Below are 16,146 nucleotides of genomic sequence, written 5' to 3'. Positions count from 1 at the left end.
AGGGACCCATGGCTACCGAAGGTTTCGTGCGCCGCCCCCGCATCGCCCCGCCGCGCGCGCCGGGCGGTGAGGTGGCGTTGAATTCACCGCCGGAGATCCAGCGGGCCCTGCCGGGGCCACTGATCATGAAGTTGATGCCGGTGATCATGGTGGTCGCCGTCGTCGGCATGATCGCGATGATGGTGATGATGGGTCGCAACCTGCTCGCCAACCCGTTCATGATGATGTTCCCGATGATGATGCTCATGTCGATGGGCGGCATCATGCTCGGCATGCGGGGCAACGGCCCCAAGGGTGCGGGCGAACTCAACGAGGAGCGCAAGGACTACTTCCGCTATCTGGACCAGATGCGCAAGGACGTCCGCCGCACCGGCAACAAGCAGCTGGAATCGCTGATCTGGAGTCATCCGGAACCGATCGATCTGCCGTCTGTGGTCGGCACCCGCCGGATGTGGGAGCGCAGACCGAACGATCCGGACTTCGGACATGTGCGGGTCGGGGTGGGCAGCCACCGGTTGGCGACCAAGTTGGCGCGTCCGGAAACCGGCCCGCTGGAAGATCTGGAGCCCGTCTCCACCGTTGCGTTACGCCGTTTCGTACGAACTCATTCGGTGGTGCACCAGCTGCCGACCGCGGTGTCGTTGCGCGCTTTCCCCGCAATCAATATCGGTGGCAATGCCGAGGAAGCCAGGATGCTGGCGCGCGCGATGCTGATGGAGCTCACCGCATTTCACGGTCCCGACCACGTCGCGGTCGCCATCGTCTGCGCCGATCCGGACGGTCCGGCCTGGCAATGGGCGAAATGGCTGCCGCACCTGCAACATCCGACCGTCCGCGACGGCATTGGCTCGGCCAGGATGATGTACGGCTCGCTGGCCGAACTCGAAACCGCCCTCGCCTCCGAACTGCTCGAACGCGGCCGATTCATGCGCAATCCGCAACCGACACAGGGCCGTTTGCATCTGGTGGTCATCATCGATGACGGCTATGTCAACGGCACCGAGCGCCTGATCAGCGAATCCGGTCTGGATTCGGTCACCGTGCTCGATCTGACCGCACCCGAGAACGGCCTGGCCGCGCGGCGCGGTCTGCAATTGGTCGTCGGCGATGGTGCGGTGAGCGCGAAAAGTGCTGCGGGAATCGAGAAATTTGCCACCGCCGACGAGGTGAGCGCGGCGGAATCCGCGTCCTTCGCCCGCAGCCTGGCCCGGTTCCGTATCGCGACTGCCGCACAGATCGTCAGCCTCGGCGACGACACCAGGACCGACCCGGGACTGATGGCGTTGCTGAAGATTCCGGACGCGGCGCAGATCGAACCGTCGCGGGTTTGGCGTCCGCGCACCGCGCGCGAGCGGCTGCGGGTACCGATCGGCGTCACCCCGGACGGCACCCCGGTCGAAATAGATATCAAGGAATCCGCCGAGAGCGGTATGGGTCCGCACGGATTGTGCATCGGCGCAACGGGTTCGGGTAAATCCGAATTCCTGCGCACGCTGGTGCTTTCCATGGTGACCACGCACTCGCCGGATGCGCTGAACCTGGTGCTCGTCGACTTCAAGGGTGGCGCGACCTTCCTCGGCCTCGACTCGCTGCCACACGTCGCCGCGGTCATCACCAACCTCGAGGAAGAACTCTCGATGGTGGACCGCATGAAGGACGCGTTGGCGGGTGAGATGAACCGCCGCCAGGAATTGCTGCGCGCCGCAGGCAATTTCGCCAACGTCACCGACTACGAGAAGGCGCGCGCGGCGGGTGTCGCGCTCGATCCGCTGCCCGCGCTGTTCGTCATCGTCGACGAATTCTCCGAATTGCTTTCGCAGAAGCCGGATTTCGCGGATCTGTTCGTGATGATCGGCCGTCTCGGGCGCTCGCTGCACGTCCATCTGCTGCTGGCCTCGCAGCGACTCGAGGAGAATAAGCTGCGCGGACTTGATTCGCACCTGTCCTACCGAATCGGTCTGCGCACCTTCTCCGCCAACGAATCCCGCGCCGTACTCGGCATCACCGACGCCTACCACCTGCCCGGTATTCCCGGCTCCGGCTATCTCAAGAGCGATGCCGACGATCCGTTGCGGTTCAACGCGACCTATGTGTCCGGGCCGTACGTGTCACCGGGCGGCAGCCGGCAGGTGGACGGCCGAGTGGTCGGTGGTCAGTCGCTGACGGTGTTCACCGCCGGTCCGGTCGAGGCCGAGGAGCGGCCCGAACCGGTGCGGATGGAACTGCCCGATCTGCCGCCGCCTCCGGGTGCCGAGCCGGAACAGGAGCCGCTGGGTGGCGGCGTTCCGGAGACGCTGCTCGAGGTCGTCGTGAAACGTCTTACCGGACACGGCCGTCCGGCGCACGAGGTGTGGTTGCCGCCGCTGGACGAATCGCCGACGGTGGACATGCTGCTGCCCGACCCGGATTGGCGCTCCCCGGTCAACCGGCACGGCCAGCTGTGGATGCCGATCGGCATCATCGACAAACCCTACGAACAGCGCCGTGACGTGCTGACCATCCAGTTGGCAGGCGCCCAAGGCAATGTCGCGGTCGTCGGTGGTCCGCAGTCGGGTAAGTCGACCACCATCCGCACGATCGTCATGGCCGCCGCGGCGACGCACAGTCCCGAACAGGTCCAGTTCTACTGCCTCGATTTCGGTGGCGGCAGCCTCGCCGGTCTGTCCGGACTGCCGCATGTCGGTTCGGTCGCGGGCCGCCTGGACGGCGATCGGGTACGCCGCACCGTCGCCGAATTGACCACGCTGATGCGCCAGCGCGAGGAACGCTTCGCCGAACTCGGCATCGAATCCATGGTGGAGTTCCGGCGCCGCAAGTACTCCCAGATGGAGGCCCGGCTCATAAACGGGACCGAGGCCGATCCCAACGATCCGCTCGCCGCCGACCAATTCGGCGATGTCTTCTTGGTCGTCGACGGCTGGGCTGCCATGCGCGAGGAGTTCGACGCCGTCGAACCGCAGATCACCGCCATTGCGGCACAGGGGCTTTCGTACGGCATCCACCTGATCATCGGCGCCGCGCGCTGGGGCGAGATCCGGCCCAATGTGAAGGATCAGATCGGCACCCGCATCGAGCTGCGGCTCGGCGACCCGACGGACTCCGAAATGGGTAGGCGTACCGCCGCTCTGGTGCCGGTCGGTCGCCCCGGTCGCGGTCTCACCCCCGATGAACTGCATATGCTGATCGCGTTGCCTCGGCTGGATTCCGATTCCGATCCGCAGACCCTGTCCGAAGGCGCCGCCCAAGCCAGAGACCAGATGCAGCAGCTCTATCCGGGCCGACGCGCCCCCGAGGTGCGCATGCTGCCATTGCAGATCGGTCGCGACGAGGTCGTCGCGATCGCGCGCAAACACGAGGTCGAACTCGGCCCGACCAAGGTGCTGGTCGGGCTCGGTGAGAACGAATTGGACCCACTCGTTCTGGATTTCGGCCAGGAGCCGCACTTCATGGCCTTCGCCGATGTCGAATGCGGCAAGACGACGCTGCTGCGCAATATCGCCATGGGCATTACCGAGAACGCGACACCGGAACAAGCCAAGATCATCCTGATCGACTACCGCCGCAGCCTGCTCGGCGTCGTCGACGAGGCCCATCTCGGTGGCTACTCCACCTCATCGCAGACCTGCGGACCAATGGTCAACGAACTCGCCCGCTACATGTCCAAGCGCATTCCGGGGTCCGACATCACCCCGCAGCAGCTGCGCGAGCGCAGCTGGTGGACCGGACCCGAAATCTATCTGCTGATCGACGATTACGACATGATCACCGCGGGCATCAATCCACTGCTGCCACTGCTGGAGTACCTGCCGCAGGCCCGCGATATCGGTCTGCACGTGGTCGTCACCCGACGCACCGGCGGCGTCTCGCGCGCGCTCTACGACAACGTGCTCGGCGGTATGAAGAACCTCTCCGTGGACGCGCTGATCATGAGCGGCCCCAAGGACGAGGGCAAGCTGATCGGTGATGTCCGTCCGATGAAGCTGCCGCCCGGGCGCGGCATCCTGGTGTCGCGCAACCGCGGCCAGGAGATGGTGCAGATCGCCTATCTGCCGCCGCTGTGAGCCTCCGGCGCCGGCTGCGGCGCCGCGGGCAGTGGCACATGGGTCAGTACCGGCGTCATCGGCTCGAAGGCCCAGCTGTCGGAGCGGCGTTGGAACAGTGCGCGCGACGGTCCCGAGGCGGCCGGGCCCGCGATCCTGGCCAGGTGGAAGCCTGCCCTGCGGTAGTAGTCGTGCAGATCGGTATTGGTGGTCCAGGCGTCCAGTCGGACCCAATGGCGTTGCCGTTGGCGCGCAAGCGATGCGGCGTGGGCCAATAGCCGGTGTCCGACGCGCTGGCCGGCGAAGCGGACGTCGACGATCATGTAATGGACGATCACCGCGTCGGCCAGCTCCCATGGCGACCACAGCCCCGGATCCGAGCGGTCGTTGACGGTGATCGTTCCGGCCGGTTCCCCTGTCACCTCGGCAATCCAGGTTTCGCCTGCGTCCAGCGCTTCGCCGACCGCCTGCGCGAAGATCTCGATGGGCAGGCCGCGGCCCGTGACGGTCCACTGATCGGAGCCGCGCGCGGTGAGCCACGCGGTGCGCTGGATCCGAAGTCGACAGATGGTGCCGAGATCACTCAGAGTCGCCCGGCGGATGATTTTCATGACTGCACCGTATTCATGGCGGAACGTTTTTCATGGCAACGCGATCCCCGGCCGGTAGGAGATGCCGAGCGTGTGTCGGATGACGTTGCTGCCCTGGTCGTCGCCGAGTTCATAGGCCAGCCGGTTGCGGGTGGCGATCGACCGATGCCGAGTGGCTCTGGTGATGCGCTCGTGGTTGGCGCCGATGCGTAGGTGGTCCAGCAGAATGGTGCCGGTCGCCACGCCGAGCACGATCGCCTCTTCCGCACTGGCCGGGCGGGCGGCGAGCGTGTCGCGGTGCGCGGTCTCGCCGTGGCCGCGGTCGGCCAGTCGGCGTGTCGTGCCCTCCGGAATATCGTGCGGCGAATCGATACCGGTCGCCTCCGCCAAGTCCCGTGGATAGAAACTGACCTCCCACGACCACGGCTCGTTGTCCAGGAACTGGACGACGGTCCTGGCCAGCACCCAGGAATCCTCCGGCACGCCCAGCCAGTGCGCCACCTCGGGATTGGCTGGTTCCATCTTCGCGCTGAACTCCTTGGTCGGTTCGCGATGTGCGGCGCGCGCGATCTCTTCGAAGATATCGTGGGCCGATTGCGGACGATCCGGACGAATATGGTCGGTGACAACCGATTCCAGGACTTCTTGGTTTCGGACGATGGTGCCACGGGAAGTAGCGGTGTAGACCAAATTCTCGGTGACCAACACCTGAATAGCGTTGCGCGCGGTAGTGATCGAAACCTGCATGTGATCGGCCAGCTCGGTGTGACTGGGCAACCGATCGCCCGGATTCCACTTGCCTGCGCGGATCTCCTCACGGAGGAGGTCTGCGATCCGGAGATACGTCGGACCGTCCGCCATCTTGCTCCTCGGTCAGTCGTGCAGGTAACGAAGTGTACTCTTCGTCACACCCTACGGCCGGGTAACGCTTGACAGGTGCCTTCAGAGGTTTATTGTAATGAACGTCCTGATCCAGGTGTTGTGCGGCGATGACGGCGAGGCAACGTGGCAGGTTCGGATTCATCAACGGTTGTGATGGCTCTTCCAGGCACACCGAGGTGTGTCGATTCGACGGTGCAGTCCTTGACTCCCGGACTACTTCCCACGTCGGATCTACTTGTTCGGGCGTGTCGCGGTCACCGAGTTGTCGGTGGTCCGCTGCTCTGGTTCGCCCGTGACCTGGCGATTCTGCATGAGAAACGGCTCGTCGGTCGTGGCGGATCGGTATCGACCGATCCGGCGACGATCCTCGAAATCGAGCGTCGCAGAATCGAATTGGTCATGGCGATCGACGATTGGGTGGCGCGCAGCGTGCCGCAGCACCGGCTCGGTGCGACGCTACACACCGAAACCGTCGGCTCGGTCATCGATCGGATCGCGGAGTCCTCGGTGCGCGCCCACCACGCGTTGATGACCCTGGACGCGCACGACGAACAGCTACACGTCGCGTGGCATCATCTGGCCGAATTGGCCGATGCCTACGACGATTTGGTGCGCGATGTACTCGCGGGACGGCGGCGACTCCCGGAGTGGTGACGACCCGGGGTGACGAGGGGCCGTGGCTTCCCGCCGGGTAGCCACGGCCCCTTGCCGATTCGCGGTGGTCAGCTCACCGGTGTCTGGTGTTGGGTGACAGGCACCAGCGTCCGTCCTCGGCCTCACGAACCAAATCGCCGTAGGCGATCGACAATTCGGCCAGTCGCGTCCATGCCACCTGCATATGTTCGCCGGTCGGATCGTCGGTCATCAGCAGGTGGAAGGCGCGGTCGGCCGTGGCCGCGATGCGATCGATGATGTCGCCGAGTTCGGCGTCGTGCCGGTCGGCGGCGCGTAGCGTCAGGTGCTCGGTTGCCCAGGTATTGATGTTGGCAACCAATTCCATTCGGAGACAGTCGATTACGGCCGAACATCGGGGATACTCGCGTCTCATGCGGTGCAGCCGGACCAGATCCCGCGACCATCGGCAGACATGTCCGCGGACCTGTTTTCCGCTCAGCGCGCACAGTAGCTCGCTGGCGCTCGGCAATGCGGAGCCGACATTCGTGCGCACCAGCTTCGGAGGCCGACGGAATGTCGGATTACTACAGTGCGCCGGCGCGTTCACAGCGGTGCGGTGAGCTCGAGGTGGATGCCGTCGGGATCGCTGAAGGACAGGATCGCGATGCCGAGCCCGTCCAGCGGCGTGACCTCGCCGTGTTCGATTCCGGCCTCGGCCAAACGGGCGGCGGTGCGGGTCAGATCGTCGACCGAGGGCACGGTGAAGCTGAGATGGTCCAATCCGACGCGTTCGGAATCGAATTTGTCGCTCGGTTCGGCCACCGGGCGTAGTCCGAACAGCATTCCGTTCGTTTGGAATACGACGCCGCCGTAGAACTGAGCCGGATCGGTGCGCACCTGCGGATCTTCGGGCCGACCAGGCGACTCCACCGCGATCTCGAAACCGAGCACGTCGCGATAGAACGCCTTGGAGCGGTCGATATCGGTCACGGTCAGGCGGATGTGGTGGATACCGGTGGTGTCGACGATCGTCATATGAACTCCGCAGGGCAGGCCGGGTAAGTAGTACGAACAGTAGGCCGCTTATTCCGCAGTTCCGAGTGTCGGAAACGACATATTCAGTACTGTTTGCGACATGGAAGTTGCGGTCTTCGTGCAGGACGGCGTCGCCGATCTCGGACTCACCGCCGTACTGGAGACCTTCGCGACCGCAAACGGACTGCGCGAGGAACTGGATACGGCTCCCGATCCATGGCGGGTGCACATCGTCGCCGATGGCGAACAAGTGCTTACGGCACACGGGTTCCGCGCGCAGACGACACCGATAACCGAACTGCCCGACGATGTCGGTCTGATCGTCGTCCCCGCAACCCGCGTCCTGGATGCGGATGGGCTGATCGGCGTGGTCTCCGCGCCCGCGAATCGGCCGGTGCTGCAACTGATGACGCGGGCCTACGAATCCGGCGCGCACCTCGCCGCGGCCTGTACCGGCACCTTCTACCTGGCCGAGGCGGGTGTGCTGGACGGTGTGGTGGCGACGACGAGCTGGTGGCTCGGCCCGGCCTTTCGGCGCCGATATCCGCGCATCGACCTGGACGAGAGTCGAATCCTGTGCCGGGCGGATCGGCTCACCACCGCGGCGGCCTCGCTATCGCATATCGACCTCGCGCTGGCGCTGATCGCCGCGCAGAGTCCGACCCTGGCCGAGCTGACCGCCCGATATCTGGTGGTCGGCGATCGCCGCACGCAGAGCGACTCCACGATTCCCGAGGTGATCGCCCGCAACGACTCCCTGGTCGCCGCATTCGAGCGTTGGGTGCGCGACCACGTCGCCGACCAGTTCCGCATCGCCGACGCGGCGCATCTGCTCGGCGTCACCGAACGCACGCTACAGCGCGCCACCCAAGCCGAAATCGGAATGTCGCCACGGGATTTCGTGCACGAGGTCCGGTTGGAACGCGCCACCCAACTGCTGCGCACCACGACCCTGACCATCGACGCGATAGCGGTCAAGGTCGGCTATCTGAACGCGGGCACACTGCGCGGACTATTCCGCCGACGTCGCGGCCGGTCGATCGCGGAGGTACGTGCGTCCAGGTTGTCCTGGTAGGACGCATGATTGCGGCCTAGGTGACCACGAGCGAATGCGAGGCCACCGCACACCAGGGGGCCGCGAGCACGCCGCGCCGCAGGCGCTGCAAATCAAACACTGTAGCGGCGGTGATCGATGCCGAATTCGTCTGCGACGGTAGCGGCGAGTTCGACGTAGGCGCGTTTGGTGGTCTTGTGCAGGCGGTGCAGATCGATCTCGGCGCCCTCGGACAGGTGCGAGTCGTACGGGATGATGTGCACCGCGCGGCAGCGCGACAGGAAGTATTCGCGCAGCTGCTGGATGCCGACATTGGGGGAACCCTCACGCGGCAGGTTGATCACCACGACCGCATTGCGGACCAGATGATCGTGGCCGTGCAGGGACAGCCAGTCGAGCGTCGCCGCCGCACTGCGCGCGCCATCGATCGCGGCCGAGGAGATCAGCACCAGCGAATGCGCGAGGTCGAGCACGCCGCCCATTGCCGAATGCATCAGTCCGGTACCGCAGTCGGTCAGGATGATGTTGTAGAACCGCTGCAGGATGCGCGCGACCGCGCGGTACTCCTCGTCGTTGAACGCCTCCGAGGCCGCCGGATCCCGTTCGCTGGCAAGCACTTCCAATCGGCTGGTGCCCTGCGAGGTATGCCTGCGCACATCCGAATAGCGCTGGATCGCGGGATCCAGCAAGAGATCGCGCACGGTCGAACGGGTCTGCAGCGGCACCCGCTGCGACAGCGTGCCGAAGTCCGGATTGGCATCGACCGCGATCACCCGGTCACCACGGATGGAGGCGAAGATCGACCCGAGACCCATTGTCGTGGTGGTCTTTCCGACACCACCCTTGAGCGACAGCACCGCGATCCGATAGTCACCGCGCACCGGCTGCCGGATCCGCGCCACCAACTCCTGCAGCCGCAACTCCTCCGCGGACAAGCCGGGATTGATCGCACCGCCGGAAACATGGTGCACGGCCTTGCGCCACCCACCACTCGGCGACTTCTTCGCACGCCGCAACGGCACGTCATCGAGCGAAGGCTGCGGCCCATGCGGATGCTGCGGCTGATACTGACCACCCTGCTGGTACCCGGGCGGCATCCCCTGCGGACCGGCCGGTGGTCGGCCGTACCCGGCCTGCGGATCCCCAACGGGCGCTTGCTGTCCCATCGGCCCATGCCCCTGCTGCCACTGGTCAGCAGGCTGCTCACCCGGCGACTGCTGCCCGAAACCCCGCGCCGCAGGATTCTGCCACTGCTCACCCTCGGGTGCCCGCCCGATCGGCGGCTGCCCATACCCGGACGCACCTTGCCATGGTGCGCGATCGCCGCCGGGCGCTTGGCCCATGGGGCCGGGCGTGCCTTGCCACGGCGCCTGGTCGCCTGTCGGTCCGAGTTCGCTTTGCTGTGCTTGGTTGCTGTCAGGTGCCTGCCCCGTGGGTGCCGGTCCGCCTTGCCATTGCGCGTCGCCGCTGCCGGATGCTCGCACGGCGGGGCCGCCCAGCGACGATGCCTGGTCGCTGCCGGGTGCCTGCCCCGTGTACGCGGGCCCGCCTTGCCATGGTGCTCGGTCGCCGCCGGACGCTCGGTCCATGGGCGCGGAATTGCCTTGTCCCGTCGGTCCGCTCTGCCAGTGATCGCCGACCGGCGCCTGCCCGGTGGGCGGTTGTGCGTATCCGGTTCCGCCCTGCCACGGTGCGGCCTGATCGCCACCGGGTGCTTGGCCCGTAGCTCCTGGGCCGCTCGGCCGTGGTGCTTGGTCGCTGCCAGGTGCATGGCCTGTGGGCGCGACTCCGCCTTGCCACGGTGCGTGTTCGCCTCCGGGGCCTTGCCCCGTAGATCCGCTCTGCCATGGAATTTGATCGCTGCCGGGTGCGCGCCCGATGGGTCCGCTCTGCGCGGGTGCCTGGTCGCTGCCGGGCACCTGCCCTGTGGGTACCGGGCCGCCCTGCCACTGATGACCAGACCCTTGACCTGCTGGTGTGTGTCCGGCTTGCGATGGCGCATGGTCGCTAGGTGCTTGCCCTGTGGGAGTCGGGCCACCTTGCCACGGTGCGCGATCACCGCCGGGTGCTTGGCCGGTGGATGGGTTCGCGTACCCGGGTCCGTTCTGCCATGGCGCGGCCGGGTCGCCGATGGGTGCTTGTCCTGTGGGCCCAGGTCCGTTCTGCCATGGTGGGCTGGCCTGATCGCCGACAGATGACTGCCCGGTGGGCGGCTGGGTGTACCCAGTTCCGTTGTGCCACTGACTATTCGGCTGGTCGGTGCCCGGCGCTGGTCCTGACGCGGGCTGTGCGTCTCCGGGGGAACTGCGGTCGCCGCTCTGCCCTTCGGCTACTGCGGATTGCTCCGCTACGGCAACACTTCCTCGGTCGCCCGGCCCATCCGGTGCCGACTGCTCGCTCGGCGGAACCTGCTGATCGCCCGTAGTGTCGGTCGCCCCTGCGGCTTCATTGTCCGACTCGGCAGCCGCGTCGATTTCCGATGGCAACCGGTGCCGTCCAGCGACGGGCGTCGGCGTGCCTGTCGTGCCGGGGACGGGATGCGCGGCCCAACCAGGCGTGGCCAACTCACGTCCTCGTTGCGCCGCACCGGATCCGGACTGTTCTGCGGTCGGCCGCCGCGATTCGGCCGCGGTTCCCTGCGGTGTCGAGCCCGGGCGTCCGAGCTCCTCGCTCGGTGCCTGCGGTGCCGCCCCCGGTTCCACGAACTCCGAACCCGCCGGATCGGGGCCGGTAGCCCATCCTGGCGCGGCCGACCCGCTATCGCGTTGCGGCCGACCGGATTCCGAATCTCCGGTACCGGTAGGCCCTTGGGCATCAGCTCCCTGCGGCGCGAACGGCGGCTGGTGGAACCCGCCGCCGGGTGCCTGCGGTGCGGATGCCGGGCGATGGAACTGGCCCGGTGTCCGAGGTGCTGCGCCCGAGCCGGCTGCCCGCGCGGCGGCCGGATCGTCGTTGGCGGTTTGCGTCGCCTGGCCGTACTGGCTGTAGTCGTGCGGTGCACCGCCGCTCGCGGACGATACTGTGCCCGAGGGCGATCCGCCTGCGGGGTGGCCGGTGCCCGCGGCCGAATCCTGGGCGCCGCGCGGTGCGGAGCCGTACTCCGAGGACGCGGTGCTCGGCACGCGCGGGGAGCCACCCGACCGCCTGGTCGGATCGACGGTCGCGGAATCGAATATCGGTGTCGCACCAGAGGATTGGGCGCGATCGCCTTCGGCGGAACCCGCTGCGTCGTGCGCGGTCTGCTCCGCAGCGAGCGCTCGCGCCGAATCATCCCGATCCGTACGGCTTACCGCACCCGGTTCATCCGTCGCCGCCCCGGCTGCCGAGCCGGAACCACGTGCCATACCAGCATCCGCGGGTATACCGGAGGCCGCCGCCGACTCTGCGTCGAATTCCCCTGGTGGCGGCGGCAACTCAGGCCGCTGCCCGCTCCGCGCACTTTGCTCGTCAGCGGTCTGATCCTCCGACGGCCGCTGTGGCGCAAGCCAAGGCGGCGGACCATCGTCACCTTGCGAATCCGCCGGACGCGCCTCGTCCAACTGCTGCGCCGAGCCACTGTCCCCGTGCGAGCCGGCCCGGCGCGATTCATCGAGTCCCGGGCCCGAGCTGTCCGTACGAGAGTCCGGCCGGGACTCGTCGAGTCGCGAAGGCGGACTGTCGACTCCGCGCGGGTCGTGCGGCCGCGGTTCATCGTGCCGGGTGGGCGGTCCGTCGCCGCCATGAGAGCCCTGAGGGTTCGGTTCTTCGAGTCGCGAAGGCGGGCCGTCGAACCCGCGTGAGTGCTGCGAGGACGGGCCGTCGATTCCGCGCGCGTTCGGTTCGTCGAGCCGTGCGGACGGTGCTTCGGTGCCGCCCGAGGTCGATGCGGGCGGCGCGCCGACCTGTGGGGGCGTGAGTTGGCCATTTTCCGAGCGGTTTTCGGGCACCGAAGTCGGCCCGGGATGAGCTGGCGCCGCGGCTGCCGGGGTATGCGGGCCCGTGCCAACCGCCGGTTGGCCCTGCGCGGTGCGGGGCGTATCGAGCCATGCGGGTGGAGCGTCGAAGTCGCCGGTCCCCGACCGCTCGCTCGTCGGCGGCTGCGGTGGTGGTGCGGCAGGCGAATACGGTTGTGCGGCGGCCTGGTTCGGCGGGGGCGGCAGGTCGGGACGCGACGCCTGGTAGCGCACCGTTTCGTCGACGGACGCGGACGGCTCTGCGGCAACCGGTTGGCCCTGGTAATCGGCAGCGGGCCGCTGCGGACCGGAAGGGTGCACCAGCGGTTGCGACGGTGGCGTCGGCGGCCTGCTGCCGAGCGGGTCGAAACCGGCGGAGGGCTGGCCGGGGTGGCGGGTCGGCAGCTGATTGCCACCCTGCCAACCGTTTTCCGAGCGCGGCGCACCCTGACCCGCCCCATCCGGGCGCGCAAGTGGACCGGAATCGTGCTGCGGTGGACCCTGGCGGTGCGGTTCCCCTGGCTCAGGGCCGCGCTGAGGTTCGGGTCCACGAAAGGCGTTCGGGCCCTGGAAACCACCCGGTCCGCTGTGTAGTTCGAAACCGGGACCGGACAATTCGCGCCCCGCCGAACCCGGGCGCTGGCCCTGTTCCTCGGGCTGCTCGTCCTTACCCTTACGACGGCCGAATCGGCGCTTGTCCCGGCGCGCGGCTTCGGGACGCTCGGTCTCCGGCGCGCGCTTGGAACGTCCACGCCGCGAAGGCGCTTCATCGATGAGGTCGTCGTGTGGCAGGTTCTGTACGGGTGCTTCGTAGCCGCCGGTGACATCGCTCTCGGAAAGCCACGGGGGCAGCATGGGGAGGCCGTCGTTATTACGGCTCACGACTCCGCCTCGCTGGCGCTCGGCTGCGCCGTGCCCGAGGGCGCTGTGTTGATGGTTCGCTCGCTGCGCTCCCTCACGACTCCGCCTCGCTGGCGCTCGGCTGCGCCGTGCCCGAGGGCGCTGTGTTGATGGTTCGCTCGCTGCGCTCCCTCACGCGTCCCCCTTGATCTGCTCGACCTTTATTCCTGGGCTGTGGTCAGTTTACGCGACGACTCTGCCTCATCACGGGTGGGGAGTGGGCCGAATGAACCGGTTTTCGAACGCCCTATCGCGGGATCTGTTGGGCCCCACGCGCCTCTCGATAGGTAGGCCGAGATGTGCTGTGCCGTATGACCGGCGCACTCCGCGTGGCAGATTGCCACGCGTCTGCTTCGTCACCAGCATCCGGCCTCGATCCTGATCTCTGGCGGGCCTCTACTTTCCGGCGCGGGCGGCCTCTATATCCAGCCGAGCAAACGTCTTCGCCAACGCTGCCCTCAGAGTCGCGAACGCGTTCGCGACCGCATCCGGTGCGGCCAATTCACGAAGCATCGCCATGCTCCGGCTCGGCGTCACGACGCAGTGCCCTGCCCTCGCTCGGTGGTGGATGGCGACGAACCGCGATGCCGATGTCGAACGGGGACTGTGCCGGATAAGGAAGAGGGGGACCGTGCCGGAAGACAGCTCTGCTGGAAAGCCGGTGGGCATTCGACGACGAGCAGAGCAGCGCCGACTTCCTGTCTCGTCACCGCCGGTGGCCGCTGCGTGACGATCACGACTCCAACGCGGCTCCGGCGACACGACTACGCTGGCAACTGCGGGTCTGGGCACGGCGACACGCGCACCAAAAGCGGAACAATAGCCGCTCCCGCCCGCTGTGACCAGGGCGAATTGGCCTGCCCGCAATTAAACCGGTAAGCTTGGTCGGCGGTGCACCTACGCGCCGACTGTTTGCGTGCCGCTGATCGGGAACACCGATGGGTACATGGAAGCAGATACAAGGCAATCAAACCAGGTTTGAGCGTAAACCGGGATCGCGGAGGACATGGCGAAGAAAGACGGGGCCATCGAGGTCGAGGGTCGAGTTGTCGAGCCGCTGCCCAATGCGATGTTCCGGATCGAGCTCGAGAACGGACACAAGGTTCTCGCGCACATCAGCGGAAAGATGCGGCAGCACTACATTCGTATCCTTCCCGAGGACCGGGTGGTCGTCGAGCTCTCGCCCTACGACCTGTCGCGCGGCCGCATCGTTTACCGCTACAAGTGATCGCGCCGGAAGGCGCGACCATCGAGCCGCAAGGCTCACTACAGAGACTTCCCCAGTCGTCGGCTGGGGAAAAACTGTGTTCACACCCGTGTGAACCGAACAAGATTGGACGGACGTGAAGGTTCAGCCGAGCGTCAAGAAGATCTGCGAGAAGTGCAAGGTGATCCGCCGTCACGGTCGGGTCATGGTGATCTGCGAGAACCTGCGCCACAAGCAGCGTCAGGGCTGAGTTCGCAGCACCAGCCGGGCACCGATCACTGATCGGCTTGGCCAACTAAAAGAAGACCTCCCAGCGCCAGCGGGCACACACAGTGTCCGCCTACCCCCGGACCGGAGGCCGGGGCCCCACCAAGACGAGGGGACGGACAGGGAGCAGACCTCCGCAACGATTAAGGAACCTGCCACATGGCACGTCTCATGGGCGTTGATCTTCCGCGCGAAAAGCGCATGGAGATCGCGCTGACCTACATTTTCGGCATCGGCCGTACTCGCTCCAAGGAGATCCTCGAGGCGACGGGCGTCAGCCCGGACCTGCGCTCGAAGGACCTCAGCGACGAGCAGGTCACGCAGCTGCGTGACTACATCGAGGGTTCGGCCCTCAAGGTCGAGGGTGACCTGCGCCGCGAGGTGCAGGCCGACATTCGACGCAAGATCGAGATCGGCTGCTACCAGGGTCTGCGCCACCGTCGTGGCCTGCCCGTGCGTGGCCAGCGCACCAAGACCAACGCGCGCACCCGCAAGGGCCCGAAGCGCACCGTCGCAGGCAAGAAGAAGTAGGGGATAAAGGATGCCTCCGAAGAGTCGGGCCTCCGGCCCCAAGAAGACCCAGAAGTCGCGTCGCCGGGAAAAGAAGAACGTCCCGCACGGCCACGCGCACATCAAGAGCACGTTCAACAACACGATCGTGTCGATCACCGACCCGTCCGGCAACGTCATCTCGTGGGCGTCCTCGGGCCACGTCGGCTTCAAGGGTTCGCGCAAGTCGACCCCGTTCGCCGCGCAGCTCGCCGCCGAGAACGCTGCCCGCAAGGCGCAGGAGAACGGCGTCAAGAAGGTCGATGTGTTCGTCAAGGGCCCGGGTTCGGGCCGCGAGACCGCGATCCGTTCGCTGCAGGCCGCAGGCCTGGAAGTCGGCACGATCTCCGATGTCACCCCGCAGCCGCACAACGGCTGCCGTCCGCCCAAGCGGCGTCGCGTCTAGCGGGAAAGGAATAACGAAAAATGGCTCGTTACACAGGCCCTATCACCCGCAAGTCGCGTCGTCTGCGGGTCGACCTCGTCGGAGGCGACCAGGCGTTCGAGCGTCGTCCCTACCCGCCGGGCCAGCATGGCCGCGCGCGGATCAAGGAGAGCGAGTACCTGCTCCAGCTGCAGGAGAAGCAGAAGGCGCGCTTCTCCTACGGCGTCATGGAGAAGCAGTTCCGCCGGTACTACGAAGAGGCCAACCGCCTCAAGGGCAAGACCGGTGACAACCTGCTCCGTCTGCTCGAGACCCGGCTCGACAACGTCGTGTACCGCGCCGGTCTGGCGCGCACCCGTCGGCAGGCTCGCCAGCTGGTCAGCCACGGTCACTTCCTGGTGAACAACCGGGCCGTGAACGTCCCCAGCTTCCAGGTGACCCAGTACGACATCATCGATGTCAAGGAGAAGTCGCTCGGCACGCTGCCGTTCCAGGTCGCGCGCGAGACCGTCGGCGACCGCCCGGTTCCGGGTTGGCTGCAGGTGCTCCCGGGCCGGCTGCGGATCCTGGTGCACCAGCTCCCCGAGCGCGCCCAGATCGATGTGCCGCTGCAGGAACAGCTGATCGTCGAGTACTACTCGAAGTAAACAGCTTTCTGCTGGTGCGTGGCCGCTAGCGACTGCTTGCAGG

13 protein-coding genes are annotated in these 16,146 nt (G+C 66.7%); 8 read left to right on the top strand and 5 right to left on the bottom strand.

The window, feature by feature from the left end; all coding sequences use genetic code 11:
* The first annotated feature begins 8 nt into the window (after positions 1 to 8).
* Positions 9 to 4,061, top strand: coding sequence for a type VII secretion protein EccCa (gene eccCa, locus ACQPYR_RS39380; protein ID WP_433624612.1), 4,053 nt, complete (start codon positions 9 to 11; stop codon positions 4,059 to 4,061).
* On the opposite strand, the gene ACQPYR_RS39375 is transcribed toward eccCa, so the two are convergent.
* Entirely contained in the window at positions 4,043 to 4,651 is a 609-nt protein-coding gene (locus ACQPYR_RS39375; RefSeq protein WP_433624610.1) for a GNAT family N-acetyltransferase, read from the bottom strand. The genes eccCa and ACQPYR_RS39375 overlap by 19 nt on opposite strands.
* Positions 4,652 to 4,681: 30 nt before the next feature.
* On the bottom strand, positions 4,682 to 5,491 hold the full coding sequence (locus ACQPYR_RS39370) for a GntR family transcriptional regulator (RefSeq protein ID WP_433624608.1): 810 nt from the start codon (positions 5,489 to 5,491) through the stop codon (positions 4,682 to 4,684).
* 213 nt (positions 5,492 to 5,704) lie between these two features.
* On the opposite strand from ACQPYR_RS39370, the gene ACQPYR_RS39365 reads away from it, so the two are divergent.
* Positions 5,705 to 6,166: a DUF4254 domain-containing protein gene (locus ACQPYR_RS39365; protein ID WP_245721274.1), complete on the top strand. Its 462-nt coding sequence runs from the start codon at positions 5,705 to 5,707 to the stop codon at positions 6,164 to 6,166.
* Positions 6,167 to 6,239: 73 nt separating this feature from the next.
* Here the strand turns inward: ACQPYR_RS39365 and ACQPYR_RS39360 are convergent, their stop codons facing one another.
* Together ACQPYR_RS39360 and ACQPYR_RS39355 are read right to left on the bottom strand one after the other, a co-directional pair.
* A complete protein-coding gene (locus ACQPYR_RS39360; RefSeq protein ID WP_433624606.1) occupies positions 6,240 to 6,512 on the bottom strand; it encodes a hypothetical protein in 273 nt (90 codons plus the stop codon).
* A gap of 218 nt (positions 6,513 to 6,730) precedes the next feature.
* Positions 6,731 to 7,162 (bottom strand): VOC family protein, encoded by a 432-nt coding sequence (locus ACQPYR_RS39355; protein WP_433624604.1) that lies wholly within the window; start codon positions 7,160 to 7,162, stop codon positions 6,731 to 6,733.
* A gap of 100 nt (positions 7,163 to 7,262) precedes the next feature.
* Here ACQPYR_RS39355 and ACQPYR_RS39350 point away from each other — a divergent pair, with 100 nt between their 5' ends.
* Positions 7,263 to 8,237 carry a GlxA family transcriptional regulator gene (locus tag ACQPYR_RS39350; RefSeq protein WP_433624602.1) on the top strand — a complete coding sequence of 325 codons (975 nt, stop codon included), beginning with the start codon at positions 7,263 to 7,265 and terminating at the stop codon, positions 8,235 to 8,237.
* 92 nt (positions 8,238 to 8,329) lie between these two features.
* On the opposite strand, the gene ACQPYR_RS39345 is transcribed toward ACQPYR_RS39350, so the two are convergent.
* Positions 8,330 to 9,715: an AAA family ATPase gene (locus ACQPYR_RS39345; protein ID WP_433635367.1), complete on the bottom strand. Its 1,386-nt coding sequence runs from the start codon at positions 9,713 to 9,715 to the stop codon at positions 8,330 to 8,332.
* A 4,339-nt stretch (positions 9,716 to 14,054) separates the two neighbouring features.
* On the opposite strand from ACQPYR_RS39345, the gene infA reads away from it, so the two are divergent.
* From infA to rpsD, 5 genes are all read left to right on the top strand, one after another.
* On the top strand, positions 14,055 to 14,276 hold the full coding sequence (infA, locus tag ACQPYR_RS39340) for a translation initiation factor IF-1 (protein WP_003418601.1): 222 nt from the start codon (positions 14,055 to 14,057) through the stop codon (positions 14,274 to 14,276).
* Positions 14,277 to 14,391: 115 nt separating this feature from the next.
* Positions 14,392 to 14,505 carry a 50S ribosomal protein L36 gene (rpmJ, locus tag ACQPYR_RS39335; RefSeq protein WP_040686659.1) on the top strand — a complete coding sequence of 38 codons (114 nt, stop codon included), beginning with the start codon at positions 14,392 to 14,394 and terminating at the stop codon, positions 14,503 to 14,505.
* Positions 14,506 to 14,681: 176 nt separating this feature from the next.
* The gene (rpsM, locus tag ACQPYR_RS39330; RefSeq protein ID WP_379043286.1) at positions 14,682 to 15,053 is read left to right on the top strand and encodes a 30S ribosomal protein S13; all 372 of its coding nucleotides are present in this window, start codon (positions 14,682 to 14,684) and stop codon (positions 15,051 to 15,053) included.
* A gap of 10 nt (positions 15,054 to 15,063) precedes the next feature.
* Positions 15,064 to 15,477, top strand: a complete 414-nt coding sequence (gene rpsK / locus ACQPYR_RS39325; protein WP_014349147.1) for a 30S ribosomal protein S11 — start codon at positions 15,064 to 15,066, stop codon at positions 15,475 to 15,477.
* Positions 15,478 to 15,497: 20 nt separating this feature from the next.
* Entirely contained in the window at positions 15,498 to 16,103 is a 606-nt protein-coding gene (gene rpsD / locus ACQPYR_RS39320) for a 30S ribosomal protein S4 (RefSeq protein ID WP_063039138.1), read from the top strand.
* The last annotated feature ends 43 nt before the right edge of the window (positions 16,104 to 16,146 follow it).

The organism is Nocardia sp. CA-120079, assembly GCF_050955745.1.
Classification (GTDB): domain Bacteria; phylum Actinomycetota; class Actinomycetes; order Mycobacteriales; family Mycobacteriaceae; genus Nocardia.
Note: the sequence above shows the minus strand (reverse complement) of the source record. Positions and strands in the feature narration are given on the sequence as shown.